We start from the raw sequence: 24,341 nt of genomic DNA, 5'->3' as shown, positions 1-24,341 counted from the left end.
GGGGAATCCTTGCAGAGACGACTCCACAATGTATTTAGTGACATAGGCGAAACAGTACGACGAATATGACGGTTCTCTCGACGGAAGACGAAGGCAAGTTCCTCATGGATGTCCGCGGCGAACAGATCGGTATCGTCACGGAGGTCGATGCGATCGAACAGTTCGCATACGTCGATCCCGAGCCGAAACTCACGAACGCGTGGATACAGAGCCTCGGATTCGGAGAAGCGGGTGAGGATGACATCAAGGTCCCGGCAGACAACGTCGCGACGGTAACCGATTCTGAACTTCGCGTCGATGCAGATCTCAGCAGCGAGTAACACGAACGCCCGTCGACCGGCTCCGCTCGATTGCTTTTATAACCGTCTAGGACGAACTCCTTTCTAATGAGTGGCCGACAGACCGACCCACAGACACGACGCCTCACGCGCCGACCTGCTTCGTTCGACGAGGTGAGCCGATGACACTGACGTTCGAGGGGACGATCGTGGTACCGCTGGCGGACCCCGACGACGCCGAGCGGACTGCGAGCGCGCTCGCTCCGCGCCTCGAGCCGACCGCGACGGTCACACTGGTGAACGTGATCGAGAAGGCAGGCGGAGGGATAGACAAGGCACCGATGGGTCAACGTCAGGAGTACGCCGAGGAAATTTTCGAAGCGGCACGCGGCGCTCTCGCGGACGCCCCCGGGGATATCGAGACGGACGTCCTTTACGGAACCGATGTCGTCGAGACGGTGTTCGACGGGGCACAGGAGAAAAACGCCGATGCGATCGCCTTTATTCCCCGAAGCGGGAACCGAATCACGGAGTTGCTTACGGGAGACGTTGCTCGGCGGCTGGTCAGGGAGGCGTCCATTCCCGTCGTTTCGCTTCCACAGTAGGAGTACTTCGACGAGTAGAACGGTACTCTGGTCGAATTCCCACGCCGTTTGTGCTTACAGAAACCCGTTCTCGAGCAACAGTTCGCCGTTGAGCACGCTCGCTCCGGCGGCACCGCGGATGGTGTTGTGTGCGAGACAGTTGTACTGCAGACCGAACGGCGACTCGCGAATGCCGCCCGCGGCGATGGCCATGCCGCCGCCGAGGGTGCGATCCATTCGCGGCTGTGGTCGGTCCGGCTCCTCGAAGACGTGAATGAGTTGATCGGGCGAGGATCGGAGATCCAGCGAGGGATACGACCGCATCGCCTCTGCGGCGTCTTCGGCCGTGATATCCTCCTCCGTTTCGACCCAGACGTTCTCGAGGTGGCCGTCGATGGTCGGAATCCGGTTACACGAGGCCGCGACCTCGACGCTGTTGTTCGCGAGTTCGACGCCGTCGAACTCGCCGAGCAGTTTCCGCGATTCGGTCTCGAGTTTGTCTTCTTCGCCCCCGATGTGCGGGATCGCGTTGTCGATGATCTCCATCGATGTCACACCGTCGTAGCCCGCCCCCGAAACGGCCTGCAGAGTCGAGACGTGGACCTTCTCGAGCCCGAACTGTGCGAGCGCCGCGAGCGTCGGAACGAAAGTGATCGTCGAACAGTTCGGGTTCTTGAGCATTGCGCCGTCCCAGCCGCGTTCCTCGCGCTGGACTTCGAGGAGATCGACGTGTTCTGCGTTGACTTCGGGGATCACCAGTGGGATGTCCGGATCCATCCGCCCGTTCGATGAGTTCGAAGAGAGGACGTAGCCCGCCTCACAGAACTCCGGTTCGACTTCGGCACCGACGCTCGAGGGGAGAGACGAGAATATGAGGTCGATGTCGTCGGGAACTTCGTCCGGATCAGTTCCAGTCACGGTCATATCCGAAACGTCGGCAGGGATCGGCGAGTCGACGCGCCACTTCGCGGCGTCGCGGTAGGAGCGACCGGCACTCGACGCGCTCGCGGTCAATGCCGCGATTTCGAAGGATGGGTGTGGGTCAAGGAGCTGAATCAACCGCTGTCCGACGGCGCCGGTTGCACCGAGAATTCCTACACGTACAGTCATTTTCCGCACCTCGGGTTTGTGCGCGCAAAACCGTTTGGATTTCCCTCGCACGCTACTGTCAGCGAAAATTGATTTGGTCGACTTTTGGGGAGTTCGACCCGGGACCACGAGACGAGCATAGAAGATATTAAGAAAACGTAGCCAAACAGTACGACCAATGGAACACAATCTGCGCCCGAATCGTTCAGTTATGACGATGTCGCCCGCCGATGACACGGATTCGATCGACACTCGAGTTGCCACCCATCGCTCGACCGGGTGGTCCAAATGAGCGGTTCGACCTCTGACTCGGCCGGTGTCGGACCGTTTAGCGGCGGATTCGGTATCGGAGCGGCTGCCGTCGGTGTCGTGAGTATCTTGATCGGTCTCCTGGCCGCTGTCGACGGCTACACGGAGATGGGAATGCTCGTCACCGGTGATGACCCGATACTCGAGGGGGTCATCATCCTGACGTTCGGTGTCGGGATCGGCGTCGTCGCGCTGTTTGCTGGCGCGTATATGGAGCCCGGATTCGGCGGCGACGATCACGAGCACTGATCGGCCGGCTCCGTGATCGAACGGGGCCCTCGAGTCGGTTCGGGTGAATAACAGACGACCGCTGTGACGTTTCTCACCGGGTAGGACGACATTCGGATGGATAGTGAAACCACTCTCCGGTACTAGAGTAGTCGTCGCGATAACACCTCGAAAAATTCAGGCAGCGACCTTTCCGCTCTTCTTTCGCGTGACGTAGCCCGCAATCCGGTTCCGAACGCCCTTCGATTCGATGTTCGTGAGCTTATCGACGCTATCTTTGTTCTGTTCGAAGTCAGTCGTGAACGCGTCCGGGTACTGCTCTAACAGGAGCGCTCCCGTCTTTTTGACGTAGGCCGGTTTGATTGCCATAGAGGGGTTTCCGTCTAGAGGGCCTTAATTGACTCCCTTTTCGTTCGACCGAAGGACGCGACTATCGGATCCCGTCTCCGCTGGCGATACTCTCGCTCGGTGGCTGAGAACCCTCCTCAGCCGATCGCCCGTCCGCCTTTCCGGCGAGTTCCTGAAACTTTTCCGATCGTTCCGCAACTCTGTCCATCATTTCGCTGTCGGGCTGCGTTTCTCGGGACTCGAGGAGGAAGGTGGTGATGACGACGGTCTTGACCCACGGTTTGAGAAATCCGGTGTAGATAGTCACAATCGTCCCGACGACGACCGCCCATCCTAGTAGCTGGTACTGGCCGGAAACACTTCCGAGAGTGGTTGCAACCGGTATCAGCGCCAAAGCCAGTACGAAAGCCACGGCGTACATTCCAACGACGATCAACAGCGTCGACCCGAGCACCGGCCTCCAGTTCTTGCCGTAGAGGACCACCCCGTCTCTGGCCGAGCGCCACCGATTTTGGTCGCTATTCGTGAACATGTATGCGATGATTGCTTCGTCGATATACGACGCCGCGATCGCAATCGCCTTTCCGAGAAGCTGAACGAGTTTCTGCAGATTTGGAACGACAGAAACCAGACTCGAGAACGAGACGACCGCCCCGTTGAACTGGGTAATGACCGCTTTGATCAGCTGGTCGACGGCAAAAAGTGCGCTCGCTTCGGTAAAGTGCTCGCTCACCTGCGACTTTCCATACTGGATCTGATTCGAGGGAACCTCGCCGGTTTCGATAACGTGAGCGATGACTGCGATATGAGCTACTTTGACGAGATACAGTACATACCTGCTGACCAGTCGCCACCCCGCTACGAACAGTCCGATAGAGAGGACCAGGCCGACGACCGCGACGAATTCGGAAATCGACCCCGACTCGAGCAGTCTGCGCCCGAACCAGGCGATGGCCCCGAAGTAGACGACGGCGAGAAGCCCACAAAGCAGTCCGATACCAAGCCGAAGCATCACGAACGGGAGCGTTTTCCGAAACACACTCGTCGCGGTTCTGAAATGAAACCTCATCTACGGGAGGGGTCCCGCCTAATCGCATTTAAATTCGAGTGTGCGGGGGCGACGAGAATTCGCTGGAACCGCTGGTCGAACGGTTGGGGATCGGGCCGCTGGTGTCCTGTTACTCTCGGGCAGGACGGTCCTACCACTCCGCGAGTTCGCGTACCCGAGACAGCGCTTCCCGTTCCCGGTCGCTTCCGGCTCGTTCGACGACCGATGCGTAGTGATCGAGTCGGTCGTGAAGGACGGACTCGTCGTACCCGTCGACGTCGAGTCTGGACGCGGCGACGGTCGCTTCGATGACGGCACCGAATCCTCGATTTATCGTCGGTACCGTCTCGGTTTCGACCGTCGACTCGAGGGGCCGAACCTGCCATTCTTCCCAGCGGGTGCCGTCCTCGCTTCCGGTATCGGTTTGCTCGACCGAAACTCGAACCCACGCGTCGGTCGACTCGAGGACGGGCTCTTCGAGTTCGGAAATCGAGAGAGCGGCATCGACGAAGTCGACGGGATCGCGCGTAAACTGCACGTATCCCGTCCCCTGCCTGTGGAAGTTCCGCCGGGTCCGCGTGTTCCCCCACGTGCGCGCAGACACGGTAATCGCATTTTCGGGGCACTCGATGTCATCCGACCTGTCGTCCTCTCCTGCGCTCTCGTCCGCTTCGGCGAACAGTCCGAGCGCAGCCGCGTTCCAGCGGCCGTTCGGCCCGAGCGTGGTGACGACCGTCTCCGTGACTCCCTCGAGCGTGACCGGCCAGTCCGCTCTCTCTTCTGACCCGCTCGTCCGGTCGACCTGGTCGCCGTCTCCGTCAGCACCGCTCATAGTTCGATCAGTTCGTTCTCGAGCGCGATGAACAGTCCGGCGGCGGTCAAATCCGCCGTCGTCCCCGGATTCACACCCCGGGAGACGAGTTCGTCGGAGAACGATTCGACCGCGTCCCGATTCGCCTCGATTGGGCCTGATTCGACCAGTACGGCGGCTCGTTCCGTCACTTCGGCCGCGACGGAATCGCCGTGGCGACCCGCAACGAGCGTGTCTGGACGATCCGCGAGGACGGAAAGAAACACCGTCGCAGCCCGATCCGCAACCGGCCCGGTTGCTTCGGCGAGTCGGTTGGCCGCGTCGAACGATCGCTCGAATCCGGTAACCCACTCGCGAGCCACGTCGTCGCCGGGAACGCTTCGATCCATCACGTCGAGCAGCGTCAGTCCGCGCGCCTCGAGCGCCGGAATCGCGTCGTCGCCCCGACGAACGTCGAGGGCCTCGAGTTCGGCGGGCGGTTCGGAAACGAAGACATCGACGTGTTCAAACGCCCGGTAAAACCCTTTTGCATCCGCGACGGTGGTGTCCTCGACGACCGATTCGACCGCGGATCGCGAGACGCCGTCGTCCGAAGCTTTGACGAGCGCGACGAGCAACAACAGCGCGCCGAACTGGGTATTCCCGCCGCCCTGTTCGGCCATCCCCTCGACGCTCCGCTCGAACGACCGGCCGATCGGCTCTCCCGATTCGGCCATCCGAAGTCCGCGCTGAGAGCCGACGGCACCCGCCAAAAAGTGTTCGAAGAGCAGGTCATCGAGGTCCCGCGACCGGTCGACGTTCCCCGGTTTCGGCGTTCCACAGACCTCGAGCAACAGCGCGAGTTCCGCGTTCTGGGAAGCACTTCGCATATGCACTACGTTCGAATCTGTCGGCTGTCGGCTTAGGACTTGCTGGACGATCGGAACGGGTTCGAGACGCGGTTCGTTCGATCGTCATCGGTTCTCGCAAGCGTCTCCGTTTTTTCGTCGGTGTCGAGCGTTCGGTATGAGCGATAGCCGCGGAGAAACGAGCGCGTTCCAGCGGGGGCGGTCGTTCGCCGAAACGGTGGTCAGGGGAATCAGCCAGGAAAACGTGACGTTCATGGCTGGAAGTATCGCCTATCAGGCGTTTATCTCCCAGATTCCGCTTCTGGTGCTGGTGTTCGTTCTCAGGACTCGATCGAATTCGACTCGAGACCGAGGTGGGTATCGACGGCGCTTCGGACCCGCTCGAGTACGACGGGATTGTCGCTGGGACGGCCGACGCTGACCGCGTCCGCGCCGTATTCGACGTACTCGCGGACCGTTTCGTCGTCTCGGACGCCGTTGTTCGCGATGACGAACAGGTCCGTCCGTTCGGCCACGTCGGCGATCACGTGCTCCGAGTCCATCGCATCGACGTGAACGAACGTCGCGCCGGCGGTCTCGAATTCGTTCGCGAGCGCCGGCAGATCGACGCCCGGTACTTCCGTCCGGACCTTGACGCCGACCGCGGCTCCCGTCTCGACCGCGGTCTCGACGTACGATCGAAGGCGTTCGGTATCCGCCAGTAGCCGTTCGCCACAGCCGACGGCGCACATCTCGTCCTGTCTGCAGTGGGCGTTGATTTCGAGCAGTGCGTCCCGGTCTCGACAGACGCGGGCGACACGCGCTATCGGTTCTCTCGTTGCGGACCTGACGTTTACTGCGGGCCGTATCGGGACCGTCTCGAGAGCCTCGAGTTGACTATCGATAAACGCGAACGGGTCTTCGGGGAGGAACTCTTCGCGGTCTCGATCGACCAGCTTGCCGGCCCCCGTCCGCGAGCGTTCGTCGATGGCGATGCCGCCGAGGAACGCACACCCGGCGAATTCTGAGCCGGCTCGAGCCCAGTCGGCGTCCGCCTCCCCGCTGAGACTTGCCAATGCGAGTGGTGGGTCGAACATAATCGCGCTCACTCGACCGTCTCGATGGCCTCGGCGATCGTTCGGATGATGCGCTCGGCGTCCTCGCTCGAGCCGATCTCGATGTCGGTCCGGATCGTCGGGCGATCGAATTCGGTCCCGTCGTTCTCGTCGACGACGAACGCATCGGCGAACGGATAGGTCGTCGCGAGTCCCGCCGTCGAGGGCTCCGCGCCGACGGCTTCCATCAGCTCTTCGGCGGGTCCGGAGAACGCCTCGTCATCGAGGAACGGCGAGACGATGACGACGGTCGTCTGGCTGAGCGCGTCGACGAAACCGGGGATAGCGAGCATCGGCCCGATGCTCGTCACCGGATTCGACGGGCCGACGACGACTGGTTCCTCGAGCGCCTCGAGGACGCCGGGAGCTGGTTTTGCCTCCTCGGAGCCGCGGAATTCGACGTCTTCGACGGTCGGGTCGGCGCGCTGATCGACCCAGTATTCCTGAAAGTGCATCGTCCCGTCTTCGGTGTGGACGAGGCTGGCGACCGGGTCGTCGCTCATCGGAAGGAGATCGAACGGGAGGTCGAACGCAGAAGAGAGTCGGGCCAGGGCCTCGCTCAACGAGTGGCCCTGATCGAGGAGACTCGTTCGCGTGATGTGGACGGCGCGATCACGGTCACCGATCGTCATGAACTCGGCGACCCCCGAGAAGCGCCGCCAGTTTGCGATTTCCCGACCCGCAGTCTGGCGATCCGCCGAGAGGTACTGCGGTCCGTCCGGGAGGTCAGCCGCATCGGCGATCTCCATGAGTTCGGCGTTCGTTCGGTGCGTGTCGCCCTCGATCCCCCACCAGGTCTCGCGGTCGAGCACGTCGCCGCCCTGAAAGAGAAGCGTATCGACGTCCGGGCAGACCAGCAAGCCGCCGAGTTCGATATCGTCGCCCGTGTTGGCGACGATCGTTATCTCGTCGGGCGAATATACAGCTTCCACTCCGTCGACCAGCTTCGGTGTCCCGGTGCCACCGGAGAGGAACGTAACCATACGCACACACGCGTCCGGTAGTACTTAGACCCTTTCAGCCTGAGCCCTGGAATGCGATATCGGGGCACCTTCGGTCGGCCGAGGATTAAAAATTCACGCGCTCAACGGTACTCGACGCCTTATTCGCGGGAGAACGAAATATATCGGACAACCGAGTCGCCTCACTCGCTGACCCAGTCGGCAAAGCTCCCCTCGAGGAGCGTCTCCGATTGGCGCTCGACGTATCGCCGTTGCATCGATTCGATCGCCGTCTCGAGATCCTCGCCGGACTCGAGGTGGCGGCTCACTTCGTCGTGTTTCCACTGGGCCGGCGTGAGCCCCTGCCGAACGCGTCGCCTGAGTGGGTAGAGGTACTTCGCGGCTTCCTCCTCCGAAAGGTCACGGTTCGTCAGGCCGTCCTCCGCGTGCGCCAGCAGGTCGTCGTAGAGGTCGACCAAATCGGACGTCTCCTTGCCGTCGTTCGTGATCCACGTCATGTCCGCGTCGAGGCCGTCGCGCATCGCGGCGTAGAAGTTTTCGTGGGCGTGCTCCCAGTCGAGTTCGTAGACGGGGTGCTCGAGACGAACCAGACTCTCCATCAGCCCGGCGAAGGCGGCCTGGAAGGCGATGGAGTCCCGAACCGTCGGCTGGGCGGAGATTGGCCGAAACTCGATTCGCGCGTTGGCGGCCGACCGCGTCGCGCCGTCGAAGACGGGCCGAACCCAGCGCCAGTAGGTGCCGTGTTTGCGCCGGAAGTGAGGGAACTGATCGTCGAATCGGTCGCCGGTTTCGACGGGCATCGGAACGAGGGTGTCGTCGTCGACGATCCGCTCGATCGCTTCTTCGACCTTTCCGAGGTCGCGCGGGAAACGAACCTTCCCTTCGGAGGTGTGGCGTTCGTTGAGCACCGATTCGAAGATGGCGATTCGGTGCTCCATCCACGCGTCCTCGAGGATCTCGTCGGGGCTTGCGTTCTCGTCGTAACAATCCGGGGGGAAAAACGGGGAGTTGACGCCGAGTGCCAGGAGGGGGCCGGCGATGCGAAGCGCGTAGTTGAAGTACAGCGGAAGGTCGATCGCGTGGGGAACTTGGTAATGCGGTTGGATCGACGTGATCAGGCTTTCGGGCATGACCGTGTCGGCCTCGAGCGTCACGTTCGGGGCGTCGATTTCCATCGCCGCGGATTGGGCGCGGTCAGTGTTGGCCATCGCGTGATACCGCCCCGAATCGCTCATGTTCGTCGCGATTCGGATCTGCTGATCGTCACCCTCGGCGGATCCGGACGCCTCGTCGTTCTCGCCAGCACCGGTAACCGTCCGCTCGACGCTGTCCGTGAGATAGGTCGTCGCATCCTCGCCTTCGGGCGGAATCGTCCACATCGCGTCGCTAACGAGGCGCATCCCTTCCGAGTGCGTCACGTCGAGTGCCGTCCGGAGGCGGGCCTTGACCTCCGACTCCTGTGCGCGAAGCCCGTGAGCGTTCAGCGGTTGGGGACTCGTCGTCATCTCCGCGTTGTGGAGGCCGAGTTCCTTCTCGAACCCGATCAACTCGAGGAGGCGGCGCGGGACCCGACGGAGCGAACACGCGTCGGATTCGACCGCGTAGAACTCGTACTCGAGGCCGACGATGGCCTGCGGGTTATCGAAGACGCCCTCGTCGATCGCCTGAATGATCGTTTCGGCGTCGGCCTCCGCCTGGGAGCGAAACTCCTCGGCATCGACCGTCAGTACGTCTGCGACCCGCTCAGCGAGTTCCTCCTCTGGCATACATCCGAGTGTGAGCCCGATTGCCTTGAAGGCACGCCCATCGAACCACGGGTGGGATCTGTTCACACGACCGCGCTCGTTGACCCGATTATCGCTCGCCGACGGGCGACGTTGCGAAGAATTCGTTCGTCGGTCGACCGACGGCCAGTCAATCCGTTTAACACCGTCAGTTACGTAGCCATCGTCGATGGAGTTCGCCACGTTCGCGGATCGCGCCGCCGAGATCGAAGCCGAGCCAGCGGACCTCGAGACCGTCGATCACGTCAGGGCGCTTTTCGAGGAGAGCACGGGGGAAATCTCCGAGGAAGACGGGGCGGATCTCGAGTGCGGGGACGACGAACTCGAGATCGTCGCTCGGTACGTCCAGGGTCGGGTCTTTCCTGCGTGGGAGTCGACGACGCTCGATATCGGTCCCAGTTCGTGTTACGAGGCGATCGCTCGCGCGGCGGGAACGAACGTGGGTCCGGCTGATGTCGAGGATCGATTGGCAGAACTGGGCGAGATCGGCGACGTCGCGGCGAGTTACGAGTACGGCGGTCAGCGGGGTCTTGGGGCGTTCACCGGGGACGCCGGTGGGAACGCGCTCACCGTCCGCGAGGTCGACGAGACGCTCCGCGATCTCGCAGCGGCGGACGGCTCCGGGAGCGCCGACAGGAAGATCGACCTGCTCTTTGGATTGTTCAACCAGTGCTCGAGCGAGGAAGCCAGATACCTCGCCAGGTTGGTCCTCTCGGAGATGCGAATCGGCGTCGGCGAGGGAACCGTTCGGGATGCGATCGCGGCGGCGTTCGACGTCCCGACGGAGCGCGTCGAACGAGCGCTACAGGTCTCGAACGATTACGGACGAGTCGCTCGCGTCGCACGAGACGAGGGGCTCGAGGGACTAGACGCGATGGACCTCGAGGTCGGGCGACCCGTCCAGGCGATGCTCGCCCAGACGGGAACGGTAACCGGCGTGCTTGAGGAGTGGGAGGAAGCCGCCGTCGAGTGGAAGTACGACGGCGCGCGCGTACAACTGCACTACGATCCCGACGGAATCGAGGCGTCGAACGCCGAAACCCGCGTCTTTTCACGAAATATGGAGGACGTGACGACCGCGCTTCCCGAGGTCGTCGAGTTCGCCGAGGAGGAACTCGAGGTACCGGTTATTCTCGACGGAGAGGTCGTCGCCGTGGATGGAGACGGTTCGCCGCTTCCGTTCCAGGAGGTGCTTAAACGCTTCCGGCGGAAACACGACATTGCGAAAGCGCGCGAAGACGTGACGGTCAGGCCCGTCTTCTTCGACTGTTTGCACGCGGAGGGGACGGACTATCTCGAGTCTCCGCTGACGGAGAGACACGGTCGGCTCGTCGAACTGCTCGGGGAAGCGGACGAGCCAGACAGCGACTCGCTCGATGAAATTCAGGGGCTCTCTCTCCTGTGGCGGACCGACGACCCGGACGAAATCGAATCGATCGATGCCGAGGCCCTCGAGTCCGGTCACGAGGGAATCATGCTCAAGGATCCGAACTCGGCGTACTCGCCGGGGCGACGCGGGAAACACTGGCGAAAGCGCAAACCTGACGTCGAGACACTCGATTGCGTTGTGACGGGGGCGGAGTGGGGCGAAGGGCGACGAGCGACGTTTCTGGGAACGTTCGAGCTCTCCGTTCGCAACGGCGATAGCGGGGACTCCCTCGAGACCGTCGGGAAGGTTGCGACGGGGATCACCGACGAAAAGCTGGCCGACCTCACGGAACTCCTCGAGCCCCACGTTCAGACCGAAGAGGGCCAGCGCGTCGAACTCGAGTCCGCGGTCGTTTTCGAGGTCGGGTACGAAGAGATCCAGTCGTCGCCGACGTATTCGTCGGGATACGCGCTTCGCTTCCCGAGATTCCGGAGCGTTCGCCACGATAAGGACCCGGCCGACGCCGATTCGCTCGAGCGCATCGAACGGATCCGGGACGAATAGGATCGAGGCCAGGTAAGCACCCTTAAGAGCCGCCGCGAGAAGGCTGTCGTATGCAACCGCGCGATCTATCCGACCACGTCGCGTATCAGGCCGGTCGGGGGATCGAGGAGGTCGCCCGCGAACTCGGGCGTGATCCCGCCGAATTCATCAAACTGGCCTCCAACGAGAACCCCCACGGGCCCTCGCCCGCAGCCGTCGAGGCGATCCGCGAGACCGCCTCGAGCGTCAATAGCTACCCGAAAGCCGCACACGCGGATCTGACGGAAGTTATCGCCGAGGACTGGGGAGTCGACGACTCGCAGGTGTGGCTCGCCAACGGCGGCGACGGGGCGATCGATTATCTCCACCGAGCGACCCTCAAGCCTGACGACGAGATTCTGGTTCCGGAGCCGGGATTTGCCTACTACGGGATGAGCGCCCGATTCCACCACGGCGACATCAGTACGTACGCGCTCGAGCGAACAGACGACTTTGAACAGACTGCTGAGCCGGTTCTCGAGGCCTACGACGGCGAGCGGGTCGTCTACCTGACCAGCCCGCACAATCCGACGGGTTCGACGATTGATCTCGAGGAAATCGAGCGGGTAGCCGAGGAAACGGGTGACGACACGCTCGTCGTCGTAGACGAGGCCTACGGCGAGTTCGCCGACGTGGAGAGCGCACTCGCGCTGATCGAGGGGAACGACGGATACGACGCTCGAGACGACGTCGCGACCCTGCGGACGTTCTCGAAAGCCTACGGCCTCGCCGGCGTCAGACTCGGGTATGCCATCGTTCCCGAAGAGTGGGGCGACGCGTACGCACGCGTAAACACCCCGTTTGCGGCGAGCGAACTGGCCTGTCGCGCGGGTCTGGCGGCTTTTGACGACGGCGAGCACGTCGATCGAACCGTCGAAACGACGCTCGAGTCGCGCGAGTCCATGCGTGAGAACGTCGAGGCGCACGTCTGGCCGAGCGAGGGTAATTTCGTCCTCATCGCCGTCGGCGACGCCTCGGCGGTGGCCGAAGAAATGCAAGAGCGGGGCGTGATCGTTCGGGACTGCACGAGCTTCGGATTACCGGGCTGTATTCGCATCACCTGCGGTACCGAATCCGAGACCGAACGCGCGGTCGAGACGCTCAATCGGGTGATCGAGGAGTTCGGCCTCCCCGATGGAGCACAAACAGGTGACACCTCCGACACGAACGCCTCGGAGGTGTCGGACACGTGAGGGTCGCCATCACCGGAACGCCCGGAACCGGAAAGACCACCGCGACTGCCGCACTCGAGTCCCGATTCGCCGAATCCGATTCGGACTCGAAGACGGGCGCGGTCTCCGTCGACGGCTCGACGCTCGAGGTCGTCCATCTCAACGAGTTACTCGAGGACGAGGAGTTGTACACGGAGGTTGACGAAGACCGCCAGAGCAAGGTCGCGGATATGGACGCCCTCGAGGCTCGGCTCGAAGGACAGGACGACGTGCTAATCGAATCTCACCTCGCACACCACTTCGAGGCCGATCGTGTCGCCGTGTTGCGCTGTGAACCCGATCTCCTCGAGAAACGTCTCGAAGAGCGCGGCGAGTCACCGGAGAAAGCGAGCGAAAACGCCGAGAGCGAAGCGCTCGATGTCATCCTCGGCGAAGCCGTCGACCGGCACGGTCTCGAGTCGGTGTACGAAATTGATACGACAGACAGCCGGCCTGACGATGTCGCAGACGCGCTCGAGGCGGTCGTTTCTGGTGAGCGAGAACCGGGTGCAGGCGAGGTCGACTTTATGGGGTATCTCACATGACGCTCGATCAATTCAGACCGTACATTTCGCGCTTTCTCGACCCGTTCGTTAAGGGCTTCGATCGAATCGGCATGACGCCGAACAGCGTCAGCGTGCTCGCGTTCGGGATGGCGGCCGCCGCGGCCGCCGCGTTCATGCTCGGCGGACGGGCGGACCCGATCTGGTTCGTCGTTGCGGCGGTACTCGTGTTCGTCAACGGCTGGTTGGATATCGTCGACGGCGCGCTCGCGCGTGAGCAGGGCGTCGCCTCTGCCGGCGGGGACCTGCTCGATCACGTCCTCGATCGGTACGCGGATATCGTCATCATCGCCGGACTGGCAGCCGGCATCGAGCGTTACTTCCTCGGTTTCCTCGCGGTGACGGGCGTCGTGATGACGTCGTATCTCGGAACGCAGGCCCAGGCCGTCGGTCTGGATCGGGTCTACGGCGGACTCGTCGGTCGGGCGGACCGGCTCGCGATCATCGGCATCGTTGGCTTTCTGGCCTACCCGCTGTGGGATATCGCTCCGGCCGACCTCACTGTGATCGGCTGGCTGTTGGTCTTCCTCGCCGTCGTCGGGCACTTCACCGCCCTCCAGCGGTTTTTCTACTCCTGGTCGGCGCTCGATTGAACGTCGATCGACGCCAGGTACCTGTTTCTCTACCAACTCGAGGCTCGCCGCATGGTTTATCACGCACCGGAATATAGAGTCTGCCATGGTTCAGTGCGAAATGTGTGGCGCCGAGACGTCGTCCCCGAAAACGATCAAAGTTGAGGGTGCCAAACTGGACGTGTGTTCGGATTGCACAGATTTCGGCACCGAAGTGAAAACCGGGTCCTCGAGTTCGAGTACGTCGACGAAGTATTCGACGGGGTCGAACGCCGGTAGTTCTTCGAGTTCGAGCGGGCAGTCTTCCGGGTCGGCCTCGAGTTCGAGCACCGCCAGCAGTTCGGGCGGCTCGACCCGAAGGTCGGACATGTTCGACGACATGGACGAAATCGCGACCGACTACGACGACCGGATTCGTCTGGCCCGCGAAAAGGAGGGACTCAGCCAGTCGGAGCTCGCAAACGAACTCAACGAAAAGGCGAGTCTTATCACGAAACTCGAGCGCGGCGACACGCTTCCGACCGACAGCGTCCAGTCGAAACTCGAGAAGTTCCTCAACATTAGCCTCACCGGAGAGGGCGGCTCGAGCGAGGATGCCGACTGGGACGGAGGCTCCTCGAGCGGGAGCTACACGCTCGGTGACGTGGTCAAGCGAAAGGACTGATCGCGCGGGTATCGACGTGGACCCGTCCGATTCCTCGGCAGGTAGCGGTTGACGGCCCACTCGGACCGCCCTCGCACAGTTGTCGAAACCTCTTTCTGTTCTGGCATGCCTGTCTCCGGTATGTTGATCCTCGTCAATCTGAAGACGTATCCGTGTGATCCAGTCGCCGTCGCCGAAGCGGTTCGCGACGTCGACGAGGAAACCGACGCTCGACTCGCTGTCGCTCCCCAGGACGCTCACATAGAGCGGGTTGCGGCAACCGGCGTCGAGACGTGGGCCCAACACGTTGACTCGATCGACTACGGAAGTAATACGGGTCACACGCTGGCGGAATCGGTCGCCGAAGCGGGAGCCGAGGGAGCGCTGATCAATCACTCCGAGAACCGACTGAAGCTCGCGGATATCGACGGCTCGGTTCGGGCCGCCGAACGTGCGGGCCTCGAGACGATCGTTTGTGCGAACAATCCGGCACAGATCGGTGCGAGCGCGGCGCTCGGCCCGGACGCCGTCGCGGTCGAGCCGCCGGAACTCATCGGAACCGGGACGCCGGTCAGTCAAGCGGATCCCGATATCGTCGAGGATGCCGTCGAGGCCGCCAGCGGCGTCGATGACGACGTTTCGGTCCTCTGCGGTGCGGGAATCAGCACCGGCGACGACGTCGTTTCTGCGGGCGAACTCGGCGCGGAAGGCGTCTTGCTCGCCAGCGGCGTCGCGAAGGCGGACGACCCCGAGGCGGCGCTCGAGGACCTCGTCGATCCGCTGTAACGCCGAACCGGGTGAGGACTTGGTCCCCACCCGTCTCGCACCCGCAGTTTCGTGCTTACCCTTTTCGTGCTCGCTCGCAAACGCCCGGTAATGAGCGAGGACCGTCCCGTTTCCGTGAGTCTCGAGAACCGATTGATGAGCAACGGCTACTACGTCACGGCGTACGAAGAGACTGCAGATCGAATCACGCTGACATACGAGGCGGTTAGCGAATCGGAGACGGTAACTAGTCACGAAGTCGGCGTGGTCGTCCGGACGCTACTCGCTATCGAAGACGAACGCGACGACTGGGAGCCGGGACGGCTCGAGGTGACCTCGACGACGACCGACGGTGCCGTTCGCGGCCACTGGCACGTCGAAGAGGCGTGGTTTCGGGGGCTCTCGGAGGGGTTGTCGGCACCCGAATTTTCCGAGCGCGTGCTCGAAACGATACGGGCTCCGTCTCAGGAGTAGGTCACGGCTCGAGAGAGGGTGGCGTCACTGCTGAGATGTTTGTTGTCTCGCGTAGTCCGTCCGTTAGCACGGAATACGCAAGGCGAAGTGTGCGATAGCCTCGGATCGGATTCGCCGCCGCAAGCTGTTTGTGTAGTGGTGGAAATCGGGTAACACAATAAGGGCGGGAATTGTAGCATATTCATGAGCACGAGAACTCGATTTGGAGACGTTGCCGGCGGTTTCACGCGCGAAGGGGTCGGTCTCGGCGTCGTCGATATCGCGCTCCTGTCCGGGCTCGTCACGTACGGACACCTTCACCACGGCGGCAACCCGCTGGCGAACCCGCTCGGAGCGGTCGAGGCTATCGTTCCGTTTCTTATCGGGTGGGTCCTCGTCTCGATGTTGGCGGGACTATACACAAGAGGTGTGTACGCCGATCCGGCTCGAGTTGCCCGGTACGCGACCCTCTGTTGGATCGCTGCGGCAAACCTCGGGTTGATTATCCGGTCTTCGCCCCTGTTCGACGGCGGCGCAGCGTACCCGTTCAACCTGGTGATCACCGGTACGGGCCTCGTGGTCTTCGTACTCTGGCGGACCGCGTTCGCCGTGAGCAGGTGAATGCCGCGACCGGGGGACGAGTCGGGGCCGATCCTTCTCATATTTGAATAAAGACACATCAAATTATAATTAATTGGATGGCTCGAGAGACGAGCGGAGCGTCTGGTTCGACAGCTATTGAGGATCCCTTTCGCTACTAGTACCGAAGCCGGCTTCGTACGGCGATTAGATGCAAATTAAACAGCGATATAATGTGTGGGTAGTTGTCTAATAGCATACTTATATCGAGAATGTACTATCTTGTGTCGGAGTATGTTATCTCCATAAGTTATGAGAACGTGCTGAAACAGATCCGTGTCTGAAACAAGTCCAGTATCAAGCGATTATGAGAAACACTTATATTACTATTCCACATACGTTAGAATACATTATGACTGGATACTACGACATTGTTCTCGGCCTCATCCCAGTCGCACTGCTCGGGATCACCGCAGCCCTCACCGTCGTTGGGATCTCCCCGAGCGCAGCGATACCGATCGGTTCGCTCGTCGCGATGGCGCTTATCGGTCACGCGATGTTCGTCAACGCCCCGGTCGACTCCACGGACGAAACCGGAACGACGCGACCGCCGATCAACGCTGACTGAACGCGACGCTGTCTCCCTGTCTTTTTCTCTCCTGGTCGCTATGGGTCATGTATGACCGATACACTGTTTCTCTCGAGCGATGATGTCTCCGGGCTCGCAACACCGGAAGCGTACGTCCAAGCCGTCAGAGAAGGGTACCGTCAGGTCGGGAACGGCGCGTCCGCCGATCCCCGTTCGGCGTACTTCCGCACCGATCCCGACGGTATGTTCACCGAGTATGGCGCCCTGCTGCCCGAAACTGGAGCGATGGGCGGGTATATGTACAGTGCGGGTTTCTCGACTGAAGACGCGTGGTTTATGACGCCGCTGTTCGACGCCGAATCGGGCGAACCGCTTGCAGTGCTCGACGGGGCGAGCATGAACCCGTTCAAAACCGGTGCCGCCGGAGCCGTCGCGGTCGATTATCTCGCACGAGAGGACGCCACGACGCTTGCAGTCATCGGAACCGGCTCGCAGGCCCGCGGACAGCTCCACGCCACGGCGACCGTTCGCGAGTTCACCGACGTTCGCGTCTACTCGCCGACTCGAGAAAACCGGGAGTCGTTCGCCGAGGAGTTCGACGATTCCCTCGAGGCGTCGGTCACGGCCGTCTCCTCGAGCGAGGACGCCGTCTCCGGTGCGGACGTCGTGATCACGGCGACGACGGCGACGGATCCGGTGTTCGACGGCGAGCACCTCGATCCCGGGACGCATGTGACCGCGATGGGCCAGTACGATCCGAACAAACGGGAACTGGACGCGACGACCATCGAACGCGCGACCTACGTTCCCGACCTTCGCGAGCGAGTAACCCAGGATGCGGGATCGTTCATCGCCGCGCTCGAGGCGGACCGCGTTTCGGCGGATCACGTTCACGCCGAACTCGGCGACGTGGTCGCGGGCGCCGAACCCGGGCGGACGTCCGACGACGAGATAACCGTCTTCGACAGCGGGGGAACGGGGATCGAAACGGTCGCTGCGGCGTCGTTGCTGTACGAACGAGCGCTCGAAAACGACCTCGGCACGAAAATTTCGTTCGCACCGGCGAGCGAAGCGCTGACGGGTCGACTCGACTCCCAGTAGCTCGACATCCTCCGCAGACGACTACAAAAAGGCCAATACGGCCTACGTTGGGTGCCCCCGCTGGTGACAGCGGCGTGGCAGTCGTCCTGGAACGCCCAGTGGTGACGACATCCACCCCGCAGAGGGTACTCTGGTGCAATCCCATTTCAACCTTATCGCCAGTTCGGAACGCTAATGAGGGGCGGAAATCACTCAAGCGGTCTCGAGCGGCCGAATCTTGAATCCATATCGAGTCACGCCCTCCTGCGTGTAGATTCGGCGAATCGTCGTCTCGACTCGGTCTCCGACCTCGAGCGTTGATGGATCGGCGTCGGTTCCCATCGCGGGGAGACATACCCTTTCGCCGCCAACCTCGAAGGCGACGATCGCCGCGGCGTAATCGCCCGACTGGGCCTGCTGTTCAGCGAACTCGGGCGGCGCTCCGCCCTGTGAAATCGTCGTTACTGCCTCGATCGTCCCCTCTCTCGGGAGCTGTACCGGGTCGTACTCGCCGAGGAAATTACAGGATCGACAGGCACCTTCGGGTGGGAACTCGAGCGACCCACACTCCGGACACCGTCCCGCTTCGCGTCGATACCGCTGTGGGATCGACCGCTGCCAGGCAGGGACGCTGACGTAGGCACCGCCGCCTGAGGGCGGCCCCGAGGTGACGACACCGCGTTGGCGCAGATATGCCGCGTAGGAAAGCGGCGTTTCGCCGCCGAGATCGAGCGTCGTCGGAACCTCGCTCGGGTTCTCGATCACGAACGCGTCGGCCCCTGCGCCGCTTCCGTGGGAAACGGCGAGGATCGTTTCGTAGCCGTTATCGAGGGCTTTAGCGACCGAAATTGGGACGCTCGCCGCCCCGAGATCGCCGAGGTCGTGAACCGTCGCGGCGGCTCGAATGTCGTCCGTCTCCACGCCCGCTGGCCCACTCGAGCGGTAGGGGAGTTTCCCGTCGGGTGCCTGAATCGCGGCGGCCGACGGCGACCACGTTTCTTCGAGTCCGTCGACAGCGCCGCCGATCGTCTCGGTAAACGCGTGTCGGTCGTATTGGGTCACGCCGAGCTCGTCGATAGTCTCCGAGCCGGATTCGCGAAAGCGGGTCCCGGGAAACGCACGGGCGTACTCTGCCCGGTCGACGATCCGTGCGGGACCGTCGTGCTCGAGGACGAACGCCGCTGCGCCGGCACCAGCAGCGTGGTCGATAGCGTCGTCCGGTTCGCCGCGGGGCGCGTCGGCGGCGACGATCAGCGCGCGCTCCGCGCCGGCTTGCACGGCGTCCATGCCCGCCCACAGCGCGCGTGTTCCCGCTCGCGTGCTCGACGTGAACACGTGTCTCGTCGTCCCGGACTCGAGCGCGATCATCGCGCCGAGGCGTGCAGTTAGATCCTCCTCGGCGACCGGCGGCCGGGAGGTCCCGAAGCCGAGCCAGTCGATCGACTCGGGGTCGACGTCGCCGACCTCGAGCGCCCTCGTCGCGGCTTCGTAGGCCATGGTCAGTGCGTCCTCGTCCGCTGCAGCGACCGCCTTCTGGTTCACGCCCGAGGCCTGGAACTGGCCCCACGCGTCGGAAAACTCCTCGGCGGTGATTCGAAACCGCGGGGTGTAGGTACCAATCGCGGAAATGCCGGTCATGCTTGCACCCCCGATTCGCCTCCCGATTCGCCTTCCTTCTCGAAGATGTGAACCACCGCAGCACCACCGCTCCCGCCCACGTTGTGGGTGAGTCCGCGAGTCGCGCCCTCGACCTGTCGCTCGCCGGCGGTTCCGGTCAGTTGTTTGTACGCCTCGACGACCTGCCCGGCACCCGTCGCGCCGATGGGGTGGCCCTTGGATTTGAGGCCTCCCGAGGTGTTCACCGGAAGCTCGCCGCCGAGTTCGGTCGTTCCGGACTCAACCAGGGAGCCGGCTTCACCGCGTTCGCAAAAGCCGAGGTCTTCGTAGGCCAGCAGTTCCGCGATGGCAAAGCAGTCGTGAACCTCCGCGAAGTCGAGGTCGTCGGGACCGACGCCCGCCGTCTGGTAGGCGGCGTCGGCGGCTCGTTCGCTAGCCGGAACGCGGGTATATTCTTCGCGCTCGAAGAGTCCGACCGAATCGCTTCCGGCTCCGACGCCGGCAACCCGAATCGGCTCGTCGGTGTACTCGGAAACGACGTCTTCGCTGACGATCAGCGCGCAGGCGGCCCCGTCGGAGGTCGGACAGCAGTGATAGAGGTTCAACGGATCGGCGACGACCGGGGCTTCCATCGCATCCTCGAGCGAACACTCGAACCCGAGCTGGGCGTGGGGGTTTCTGGCTCCGTTCGCGTGATTCTTGACGGCGACTCGAGAGAGCTGTTCGCGCGTCGTTCCGTAGCGGTCCATGTGGACGCTGGCCATCTGCGCGTAGACGCCGGAGAACGTCGTGCCCGAGAGGCGCTCCCATTCGGTCTCACCCGAGACGCCGAGCCAGTACTTCGTCGCGTCGGAGCTCATGTCGGACATCACCTCGAAGCCGCTCGCGAGGACGACGTCCGCCATCCCGGACTTGACAGCCTGGACGGCGCTGCGAACGGAAAAGCCGCTCGCGGCGCAGGCGTTTTCGACGCGCGTACAGGGAACGCCCTCGAGCCCGACGTGTTCGGTCACGGCGGGCCCCGAGAGCCCGAGTTGGCGCCCGCCGACGCCGAGGGTCCCGACGAACGCCTCGTCGATGGCCGACTTCTCGAGTCCTTTCGGAACGCTCTCGAGGGCCGACTCGAACGCCGTTCGGAACAGCGACCTGTAACTCTCTTCGGGGAACGCCCCGTAGTCCGATTGTCCGGCACCGACGAGGTACGCGTCTGACATAGAAGTGGCTGGGAGACCCGACGTAAAATAATTATATAATCTCAGTAGACAATGATAGGGGGACGCTGAATCAGTCCTTCGGGTGAATTGTTCCCGTCGTGGGAGAGAAATATATTCTGTCTGGTATGTTCCCGTAGTCGAGAGATACGCGTCGGGTGGAAAGGACAGGACAATCATACCATCTTATTCCAGCTTTCAATCGCGGATTTCTCGAGAATACGCGTTCCCTCCCGACACGACTTACAAGCCCCTCGTGTCCGTAGGATTAGGTATGTCTCGAGCGGAGGAGTTAGGGAACACTCTCGAGGAGATGGATTCGCTCACCATCGTCTGTCACGACAATCCGGATCCGGACTGTCTCGCGAGCGCCCTCGCACTGAAACGGATCGCACGGGCGCAGGAACTTTCCGAGATCGATATCGTATACGGTGGCGAGATCTCCCACCAGCAGAATCGAGCGTTCGTAAACATGCTCAACGTCGGGATCGAACCGTTGAGAGAGGTGTCGATGGCCGAGGACGATTGCCTGGCGTTCGTCGACCACTCGGTACCGGGCAGGAACACGCAGCTCCCGAAGGCGATCGAACCGGACATCGTCGTCGATCACCACCCGGACGGCGACGTCGACGCGAGGTTCGTGGATATTCGGACGAATTACGGAGCGACGGCGACGATATTCGTCGAGTACTGTTTCGACCTCGAACTGTCGATTTCGACCCGGCTGGCCTCGGCCCTGTTGTTCGCACTGCATCGAGAGCGCCTCGACTTCGTACGTGAGCCGACCGAACGAGAGTACGAGGCGGCACTGGCCGTGTATCCGGAGGCCGATCTCGAGATGTTAGAACAACTGTATGGAAGCGCCTTCTCTCCAGCGACGATCGACGCAATTGGGCACGCGATTTCGACGCGCACGCGGCGCGGATCGTCGCTGGCCGCGGGCGTCGGGCGAACCTCTGAGACCGATGCCCTCCCCCAGGCGGCCGACTACCTGCTCAACCTCGAGGGTGTCGATACCGTGCTGGTTTACGGAATCGTCGACGGCACGATACGAATGAGTGCGAGATCTATCGATCCGCGCATACAGGCCGGTAAAACGTTGATGAAGGCGTTCGGAGAGCTCGGAACGGTCGGGGGCCACCACGACATGGCCGGCGGTCACATCGACCTCGGTCTGTTCGCCGATGTCGCGGGAGACGAAAACGAACTGCTCGAGTTCGCCAGCACTCGCCTCGAGAAGCGGTTTTTCGATGCGCTCAACCTCAACGGGAGCGGTGAGTAACGCTATTCGAGCGAACGAAGCGGTTCACATATCCGAACGTTTCAGCGGATGTCGACCCAGAATACTGACCCGGACCTCCGTCGAATGCCGGCTTGTCTACTTCACTCGATGTCGATCGAGTGAGCCGCTTCGTCCGGCTCGAGCTTCGGCAGGTGGATCGTCAGAACGCCGTTGTTAAGCTGTGCGTCGACAGCCTCGGCGTCGACGGGATCAGGAAGGGTGAGCTGTCGACTGAACGATCGAGTCTGGCGCTCGCGCCGAAGGTAGGTCTCCTCCGACTCGTCGATTTCGTGTTCGCGTTCGCCGTCAATAGACAGCTTCCGCTTGGTCAATCGGACGTCGATATCGTCCTGTTCGAATCCGGGAACGTCGACGACAACGACGAATTCGTCGCCGCTATCGGTCATATCGATTCCCGTCTCCGGCGACCCGACGCTCATACCGAAGCGTTCCGGATTCATCTCGGTCGCGCGCTCGCTGGAGCGCTTTGCCGACTGTAACTGACGGGTCAATCGCTCGAGCAGTTCTTCGAACGGATTCGTTCGCTTTGACATATGACACTCTAGGACGCCGACGGCGAAAAAGCCCACTCTCGGCAGTCGTGACCGTTCGCTATCGAAATAGGTCGGAAAGGGCGATTGCGGCAGAACCGAGGGGTTGGACGGCCGTTAATGTGCTGGGGCCCGTACTCAAGCGTATGACTCGAGCACTGTTTGTCGTCAGCGAGGAAGGCTACTGGGGAGAAGAATGCATCGAGCCGCTCGAGACGCTCTCCGAGGCCGGGGTCGAGATCACGGTCGCGACCCCGACGGGCGGACCGCCACGGATCGACGAGCGCTCGGCGGACCCAGAACAGGTCGGCGAGGAGACCGCCGAGCACGTGATGGAGGTCCACGAGAGCGACGAGCGACTGAACGATCCCATTCCGCTCGCGAAGGCGCGAGCGGGCGAGTACGACGCCGTTGTCTTCCCCGGCGGCCACGGAGCCGAGTGGGATATCAACCAGGATAAACACGCTCGCGCGCTCTTGCGGGAGACGATCGAGGGCGACGGAAAGGCGCTTGTCGTCTGTCACGCCGTCGCGATCCTCGCGTTCGCTCGAGACAGCCACGGGGCGTTTATCGTTCACGATCGCGACGTGACCGGGTTCCCGAACGAGTGGGAGGAAGGAATCGTCGACGACGCAGATCTACTGGCCGACGGTCGAAAGCTTCCCTACTGGGTCGAAGACGAGGTGGTCGCCGCGGGCGGTAACTGGGACGCCGAACTCGAGTCGGACACGAGCGTCACCGTCGACGGCGACCTGATCACCGCTCGAGGTCCCGGCTCCTCGAGTGCGGCCGGAGATACGCTGGTCGAAGAACTCGGGATCGAAGCCTAACCGACGCCACGAGGGGTTTCGAAGTTCCACGTCAACCACCCGAATCGAATCAGTCCCTTTTTACGCAATGGCGGGGAAGAGCGAGCTATGAGCTTCGAGGAAGACGACCACGTCGTGCTACACGACAAACACAGCGAATTCGACGGCGAAGTTGGCACGATCACTCAGACGATGGAATCCATGTTCGGCGACGTTACCTACACGATCAGCTTCGAAGACGGCCAGGAGTCCGGCGTTCCCGAAGACGCCCTCGAGGCCGCTCCCGAGGACGCCGACGCGGACGATGACGCCGACGCAGACGACGACGCCGACGCGGACGACGAGTAATCGAACCACTAACTACGCCCGTTCTCTCACCGGACTGATGCCAAAAATCCCGCTTCACTACGTTGATCTGCGAACGTTCTGTTACGCCACCGAAGACGAAAAACGCGTCGAGGAGGCCTTGCGAACGTTCCTCCCCGAAGAGTTCGAACTCGAGCGCGTCGAGAGCGAAGGCCACTACGGCGATCGCATCCTCGTCCTTTCGGCGCGGGCCGAAAACGCCGACGACGTTCGGCACGTCCTCTCGAGACTCACCGATCTCGAGGATTTCGACGGACTGATCGACGAACTCGACCAGCGGGTCACTGAAAACACCGAACTCTATCTCACGCTCGACAAGCAGGCCGCGTTCAGCGGCGAGAGCCGACTCGGCGACGGAATAACGTTCCGCGCGAAAGTCGAAGCATATCCCGCGAAAAAGGAGGCCGCCGTCGAGAACGCCCAGGAGGTCCTCGAACGACTCGAGGACGAAGACGTTCAGTAACAACTCCGGATACGGGACCCGATTATTGGACCGCTCGAGTCGCTGCGTCGATACTCTCCAGCGCTTCTTTCAGTTCCTCCATGCCGGTCGCGTAGGAGAGCCGCGCGTAGCCGTCGCCGTTCGCGCCGAAGGCGTCGCCGGGGACGACGATCACGTCCCGGTCGAGCACCTCCTCGCACCAGCCTTCGGGGACCTTTGGCATGACGTAGAACGCGCCCGAGGGTTTCGGAACCTCGAGTCCGGCGTCCTCGAG

The 24,341-nt window shown here is 62.3% G+C and carries 29 protein-coding genes; 17 read left to right on the top strand and 12 right to left on the bottom strand.

The genetic code is table 11. The features are described 5' to 3' along the window. Positions 1-65: 65 nt before the first annotated feature. Positions 66-320, top strand: a complete 255-nt coding sequence (locus ACYQ14_RS21985) for a hypothetical protein (protein ID WP_283838743.1) — start codon at positions 66-68, stop codon at positions 318-320. A 140-nt stretch (positions 321-460) separates the two neighbouring features. Next, complete coding sequence (locus ACYQ14_RS21980; RefSeq protein WP_459883529.1) at positions 461-883, top strand: universal stress protein; 423 nt, start codon at positions 461-463, stop codon at positions 881-883. Positions 884-937: 54 nt separating this feature from the next. Here the strand turns inward: ACYQ14_RS21980 and asd are convergent, their stop codons facing one another. Next, positions 938-1,972, bottom strand: a complete 1,035-nt coding sequence (gene asd, locus ACYQ14_RS21975; RefSeq protein WP_459883527.1) for an aspartate-semialdehyde dehydrogenase — start codon at positions 1,970-1,972, stop codon at positions 938-940. A gap of 267 nt (positions 1,973-2,239) precedes the next feature. Between asd and ACYQ14_RS21970 the strand changes: the two genes are divergently transcribed. Continuing rightward, positions 2,240-2,509, top strand: coding sequence for a hypothetical protein (locus tag ACYQ14_RS21970; protein WP_459883525.1), 270 nt, complete (start codon positions 2,240-2,242; stop codon positions 2,507-2,509). 156 nt (positions 2,510-2,665) lie between these two features. Here the strand turns inward: ACYQ14_RS21970 and ACYQ14_RS21965 are convergent, their stop codons facing one another. The 7 genes from ACYQ14_RS21965 to ACYQ14_RS21935 all read right to left on the bottom strand — a co-directional run bounded on the left by ACYQ14_RS21965 (position 2,666) and on the right by ACYQ14_RS21935 (position 9,365). Next, entirely contained in the window at positions 2,666-2,857 is a 192-nt protein-coding gene (locus ACYQ14_RS21965) for a 30S ribosomal protein S17e (RefSeq protein ID WP_283838739.1), read from the bottom strand. A 61-nt stretch (positions 2,858-2,918) separates the two neighbouring features. Further along, a complete protein-coding gene (locus tag ACYQ14_RS21960) occupies positions 2,919-3,905 on the bottom strand; it encodes a hypothetical protein (protein ID WP_459883521.1) in 987 nt (328 codons plus the stop codon). Between the two features lie 130 nt (positions 3,906-4,035). Beyond that, the gene (locus tag ACYQ14_RS21955; protein ID WP_459891480.1) at positions 4,036-4,716 is read right to left on the bottom strand and encodes a DUF447 domain-containing protein; all 681 of its coding nucleotides are present in this window, start codon (positions 4,714-4,716) and stop codon (positions 4,036-4,038) included. Further along, entirely contained in the window at positions 4,713-5,564 is an 852-nt protein-coding gene (locus ACYQ14_RS21950) for a triphosphoribosyl-dephospho-CoA synthase (protein ID WP_459891478.1), read from the bottom strand. Before ACYQ14_RS21950 ends, ACYQ14_RS21955 begins: the two co-directional genes overlap by 4 nt. Before the next feature lie 299 nt (positions 5,565-5,863). Next, positions 5,864-6,619, bottom strand: coding sequence for a tRNA-dihydrouridine synthase (locus tag ACYQ14_RS21945; protein WP_459884162.1), 756 nt, complete (start codon positions 6,617-6,619; stop codon positions 5,864-5,866). Between the two features lie 8 nt (positions 6,620-6,627). Next, on the bottom strand, positions 6,628-7,620 hold the full coding sequence (gene cofD / locus ACYQ14_RS21940; RefSeq protein WP_459884159.1) for a 2-phospho-L-lactate transferase: 993 nt from the start codon (positions 7,618-7,620) through the stop codon (positions 6,628-6,630). A 161-nt stretch (positions 7,621-7,781) separates the two neighbouring features. Beyond that, on the bottom strand, positions 7,782-9,365 hold the full coding sequence (locus tag ACYQ14_RS21935) for a glutamate-cysteine ligase family protein (RefSeq protein WP_459884156.1): 1,584 nt from the start codon (positions 9,363-9,365) through the stop codon (positions 7,782-7,784). 187 nt (positions 9,366-9,552) lie between these two features. Here ACYQ14_RS21935 and ligA point away from each other — a divergent pair, with 187 nt between their 5' ends. From ligA to ACYQ14_RS21885, 10 genes are all read left to right on the top strand, one after another. Further along, a complete protein-coding gene (gene ligA, locus ACYQ14_RS21930) occupies positions 9,553-11,316 on the top strand; it encodes an ATP-dependent DNA ligase LigA (protein ID WP_459884154.1) in 1,764 nt (587 codons plus the stop codon). Positions 11,317-11,366: 50 nt separating this feature from the next. Beyond that, on the top strand, positions 11,367-12,527 hold the full coding sequence (gene hisC, locus ACYQ14_RS21925) for a histidinol-phosphate transaminase (RefSeq protein ID WP_459884152.1): 1,161 nt from the start codon (positions 11,367-11,369) through the stop codon (positions 12,525-12,527). Continuing rightward, complete coding sequence (locus ACYQ14_RS21920) at positions 12,524-13,090, top strand: adenylate kinase family protein (RefSeq protein WP_283838730.1); 567 nt, start codon at positions 12,524-12,526, stop codon at positions 13,088-13,090. The genes hisC and ACYQ14_RS21920 overlap by 4 nt, the downstream gene beginning before the upstream one ends. Further along, positions 13,087-13,701 (top strand): CDP-alcohol phosphatidyltransferase family protein, encoded by a 615-nt coding sequence (locus ACYQ14_RS21915; protein ID WP_459884148.1) that lies wholly within the window; start codon positions 13,087-13,089, stop codon positions 13,699-13,701. The genes ACYQ14_RS21920 and ACYQ14_RS21915 overlap by 4 nt, the downstream gene beginning before the upstream one ends. An 85-nt stretch (positions 13,702-13,786) precedes the next feature. Continuing rightward, positions 13,787-14,344, top strand: coding sequence for a multiprotein bridging factor aMBF1 (locus ACYQ14_RS21910; RefSeq protein ID WP_345782556.1), 558 nt, complete (start codon positions 13,787-13,789; stop codon positions 14,342-14,344). Positions 14,345-14,464: 120 nt separating this feature from the next. Next, positions 14,465-15,109 (top strand): triose-phosphate isomerase, encoded by a 645-nt coding sequence (gene tpiA / locus ACYQ14_RS21905; protein WP_459884146.1) that lies wholly within the window; start codon positions 14,465-14,467, stop codon positions 15,107-15,109. Positions 15,110-15,199: 90 nt separating this feature from the next. Beyond that, a complete protein-coding gene (locus ACYQ14_RS21900) occupies positions 15,200-15,562 on the top strand; it encodes a DUF8159 domain-containing protein (RefSeq protein WP_283838727.1) in 363 nt (120 codons plus the stop codon). 183 nt (positions 15,563-15,745) lie between these two features. Next, the gene (locus ACYQ14_RS21895) at positions 15,746-16,162 is read left to right on the top strand and encodes a DUF3054 domain-containing protein (protein ID WP_459884144.1); all 417 of its coding nucleotides are present in this window, start codon (positions 15,746-15,748) and stop codon (positions 16,160-16,162) included. A gap of 370 nt (positions 16,163-16,532) precedes the next feature. Beyond that, a complete protein-coding gene (locus ACYQ14_RS21890; RefSeq protein WP_459884142.1) occupies positions 16,533-16,748 on the top strand; it encodes a DUF8015 family protein in 216 nt (71 codons plus the stop codon). Positions 16,749-16,799: 51 nt separating this feature from the next. Then, entirely contained in the window at positions 16,800-17,810 is a 1,011-nt protein-coding gene (locus ACYQ14_RS21885; protein WP_459884140.1) for an ornithine cyclodeaminase family protein, read from the top strand. A 192-nt stretch (positions 17,811-18,002) separates the two neighbouring features. Here the strand turns inward: ACYQ14_RS21885 and ACYQ14_RS21880 are convergent, their stop codons facing one another. Further along, positions 18,003-19,427 carry an ACP synthase gene (locus ACYQ14_RS21880; protein WP_459884137.1) on the bottom strand — a complete coding sequence of 475 codons (1,425 nt, stop codon included), beginning with the start codon at positions 19,425-19,427 and terminating at the stop codon, positions 18,003-18,005. Then, positions 19,424-20,620 carry a thiolase domain-containing protein gene (locus tag ACYQ14_RS21875; protein WP_459884135.1) on the bottom strand — a complete coding sequence of 399 codons (1,197 nt, stop codon included), beginning with the start codon at positions 20,618-20,620 and terminating at the stop codon, positions 19,424-19,426. The genes ACYQ14_RS21880 and ACYQ14_RS21875 overlap by 4 nt, the downstream gene beginning before the upstream one ends. A gap of 271 nt (positions 20,621-20,891) precedes the next feature. Here ACYQ14_RS21875 and ACYQ14_RS21870 point away from each other — a divergent pair, with 271 nt between their 5' ends. After that, positions 20,892-21,899 carry a DHH family phosphoesterase gene (locus tag ACYQ14_RS21870; RefSeq protein WP_459884133.1) on the top strand — a complete coding sequence of 336 codons (1,008 nt, stop codon included), beginning with the start codon at positions 20,892-20,894 and terminating at the stop codon, positions 21,897-21,899. 101 nt (positions 21,900-22,000) lie between these two features. Here the strand turns inward: ACYQ14_RS21870 and ACYQ14_RS21865 are convergent, their stop codons facing one another. Continuing rightward, positions 22,001-22,453 (bottom strand): Hsp20/alpha crystallin family protein, encoded by a 453-nt coding sequence (locus tag ACYQ14_RS21865; RefSeq protein WP_459884130.1) that lies wholly within the window; start codon positions 22,451-22,453, stop codon positions 22,001-22,003. A gap of 143 nt (positions 22,454-22,596) precedes the next feature. Between ACYQ14_RS21865 and ACYQ14_RS21860 the strand changes: the two genes are divergently transcribed. From ACYQ14_RS21860 to ACYQ14_RS21850, 3 genes are all read left to right on the top strand, one after another. Next, positions 22,597-23,280 (top strand): type 1 glutamine amidotransferase domain-containing protein, encoded by a 684-nt coding sequence (locus tag ACYQ14_RS21860; RefSeq protein ID WP_459884127.1) that lies wholly within the window; start codon positions 22,597-22,599, stop codon positions 23,278-23,280. 87 nt (positions 23,281-23,367) lie between these two features. Then, a complete protein-coding gene (locus ACYQ14_RS21855) occupies positions 23,368-23,607 on the top strand; it encodes a DUF1918 domain-containing protein (protein ID WP_459884124.1) in 240 nt (79 codons plus the stop codon). Between the two features lie 37 nt (positions 23,608-23,644). Further along, a complete protein-coding gene (locus ACYQ14_RS21850; RefSeq protein ID WP_459884186.1) occupies positions 23,645-24,088 on the top strand; it encodes an RNA-binding protein in 444 nt (147 codons plus the stop codon). A 22-nt stretch (positions 24,089-24,110) separates the two neighbouring features. Here ACYQ14_RS21850 and ACYQ14_RS21845 read toward each other — a convergent pair. After that, the coding region (locus ACYQ14_RS21845; protein ID WP_459891476.1) for an aminotransferase class I/II-fold pyridoxal phosphate-dependent enzyme at positions 24,111-24,341 on the bottom strand (231 nt) is incomplete at its 5' end.

The sequence above is a fragment of the Halostagnicola bangensis genome (genome assembly GCF_054653435.1).
The sequence above is the reverse complement of the archived record's forward strand: the minus strand, read 5'-3'. Positions and strand labels throughout refer to the sequence as shown.

What these genes read in the sequence shown, in the direction of transcription:
- ACYQ14_RS21985 (WP_283838743.1), top strand. Translation starts at nt 66, where the DNA reads ATGACGGTTCTCTCGACGGAAGACGAAGGCAAGTTCCTCATGGATGTC.
- ACYQ14_RS21980 (WP_459883529.1), top strand. Translation starts at nt 461, where the DNA reads ATGACACTGACGTTCGAGGGGACGATCGTGGTACCGCTGGCGGACCCC.
- asd (WP_459883527.1), bottom strand. Translation starts at nt 1,972, where the DNA reads ATGACTGTACGTGTAGGAATTCTCGGTGCAACCGGCGCCGTCGGACAG.
- ACYQ14_RS21970 (WP_459883525.1), top strand. Translation starts at nt 2,240, where the DNA reads ATGAGCGGTTCGACCTCTGACTCGGCCGGTGTCGGACCGTTTAGCGGC.
- ACYQ14_RS21965 (WP_283838739.1), bottom strand. Translation starts at nt 2,857, where the DNA reads ATGGCAATCAAACCGGCCTACGTCAAAAAGACGGGAGCGCTCCTGTTA.
- ACYQ14_RS21960 (WP_459883521.1), bottom strand. Translation starts at nt 3,905, where the DNA reads ATGAGGTTTCATTTCAGAACCGCGACGAGTGTGTTTCGGAAAACGCTC.
- ACYQ14_RS21955 (WP_459891480.1), bottom strand. Translation starts at nt 4,716, where the DNA reads ATGAGCGGTGCTGACGGAGACGGCGACCAGGTCGACCGGACGAGCGGG.
- ACYQ14_RS21950 (WP_459891478.1), bottom strand. Translation starts at nt 5,564, where the DNA reads ATGCGAAGTGCTTCCCAGAACGCGGAACTCGCGCTGTTGCTCGAGGTC.
- ACYQ14_RS21945 (WP_459884162.1), bottom strand. Translation starts at nt 6,619, where the DNA reads ATGTTCGACCCACCACTCGCATTGGCAAGTCTCAGCGGGGAGGCGGAC.
- cofD (WP_459884159.1), bottom strand. Translation starts at nt 7,620, where the DNA reads ATGGTTACGTTCCTCTCCGGTGGCACCGGGACACCGAAGCTGGTCGAC.
- ACYQ14_RS21935 (WP_459884156.1), bottom strand. Translation starts at nt 9,365, where the DNA reads ATGCCAGAGGAGGAACTCGCTGAGCGGGTCGCAGACGTACTGACGGTC.
- ligA (WP_459884154.1), top strand. Translation starts at nt 9,553, where the DNA reads ATGGAGTTCGCCACGTTCGCGGATCGCGCCGCCGAGATCGAAGCCGAG.
- hisC (WP_459884152.1), top strand. Translation starts at nt 11,367, where the DNA reads ATGCAACCGCGCGATCTATCCGACCACGTCGCGTATCAGGCCGGTCGG.
- ACYQ14_RS21915 (WP_459884148.1), top strand. Translation starts at nt 13,087, where the DNA reads ATGACGCTCGATCAATTCAGACCGTACATTTCGCGCTTTCTCGACCCG.
- ACYQ14_RS21910 (WP_345782556.1), top strand. Translation starts at nt 13,787, where the DNA reads ATGGTTCAGTGCGAAATGTGTGGCGCCGAGACGTCGTCCCCGAAAACG.
- tpiA (WP_459884146.1), top strand. Translation starts at nt 14,465, where the DNA reads ATGTTGATCCTCGTCAATCTGAAGACGTATCCGTGTGATCCAGTCGCC.
- ACYQ14_RS21900 (WP_283838727.1), top strand. Translation starts at nt 15,200, where the DNA reads ATGAGCGAGGACCGTCCCGTTTCCGTGAGTCTCGAGAACCGATTGATG.
- ACYQ14_RS21895 (WP_459884144.1), top strand. Translation starts at nt 15,746, where the DNA reads ATGAGCACGAGAACTCGATTTGGAGACGTTGCCGGCGGTTTCACGCGC.
- ACYQ14_RS21890 (WP_459884142.1), top strand. Translation starts at nt 16,533, where the DNA reads ATGACTGGATACTACGACATTGTTCTCGGCCTCATCCCAGTCGCACTG.
- ACYQ14_RS21885 (WP_459884140.1), top strand. Translation starts at nt 16,800, where the DNA reads ATGACCGATACACTGTTTCTCTCGAGCGATGATGTCTCCGGGCTCGCA.
- ACYQ14_RS21880 (WP_459884137.1), bottom strand. Translation starts at nt 19,427, where the DNA reads ATGACCGGCATTTCCGCGATTGGTACCTACACCCCGCGGTTTCGAATC.
- ACYQ14_RS21875 (WP_459884135.1), bottom strand. Translation starts at nt 20,620, where the DNA reads ATGTCAGACGCGTACCTCGTCGGTGCCGGACAATCGGACTACGGGGCG.
- ACYQ14_RS21870 (WP_459884133.1), top strand. Translation starts at nt 20,892, where the DNA reads ATGTCTCGAGCGGAGGAGTTAGGGAACACTCTCGAGGAGATGGATTCG.
- ACYQ14_RS21865 (WP_459884130.1), bottom strand. Translation starts at nt 22,453, where the DNA reads ATGTCAAAGCGAACGAATCCGTTCGAAGAACTGCTCGAGCGATTGACC.
- ACYQ14_RS21860 (WP_459884127.1), top strand. Translation starts at nt 22,597, where the DNA reads ATGACTCGAGCACTGTTTGTCGTCAGCGAGGAAGGCTACTGGGGAGAA.
- ACYQ14_RS21855 (WP_459884124.1), top strand. Translation starts at nt 23,368, where the DNA reads ATGAGCTTCGAGGAAGACGACCACGTCGTGCTACACGACAAACACAGC.
- ACYQ14_RS21850 (WP_459884186.1), top strand. Translation starts at nt 23,645, where the DNA reads ATGCCAAAAATCCCGCTTCACTACGTTGATCTGCGAACGTTCTGTTAC.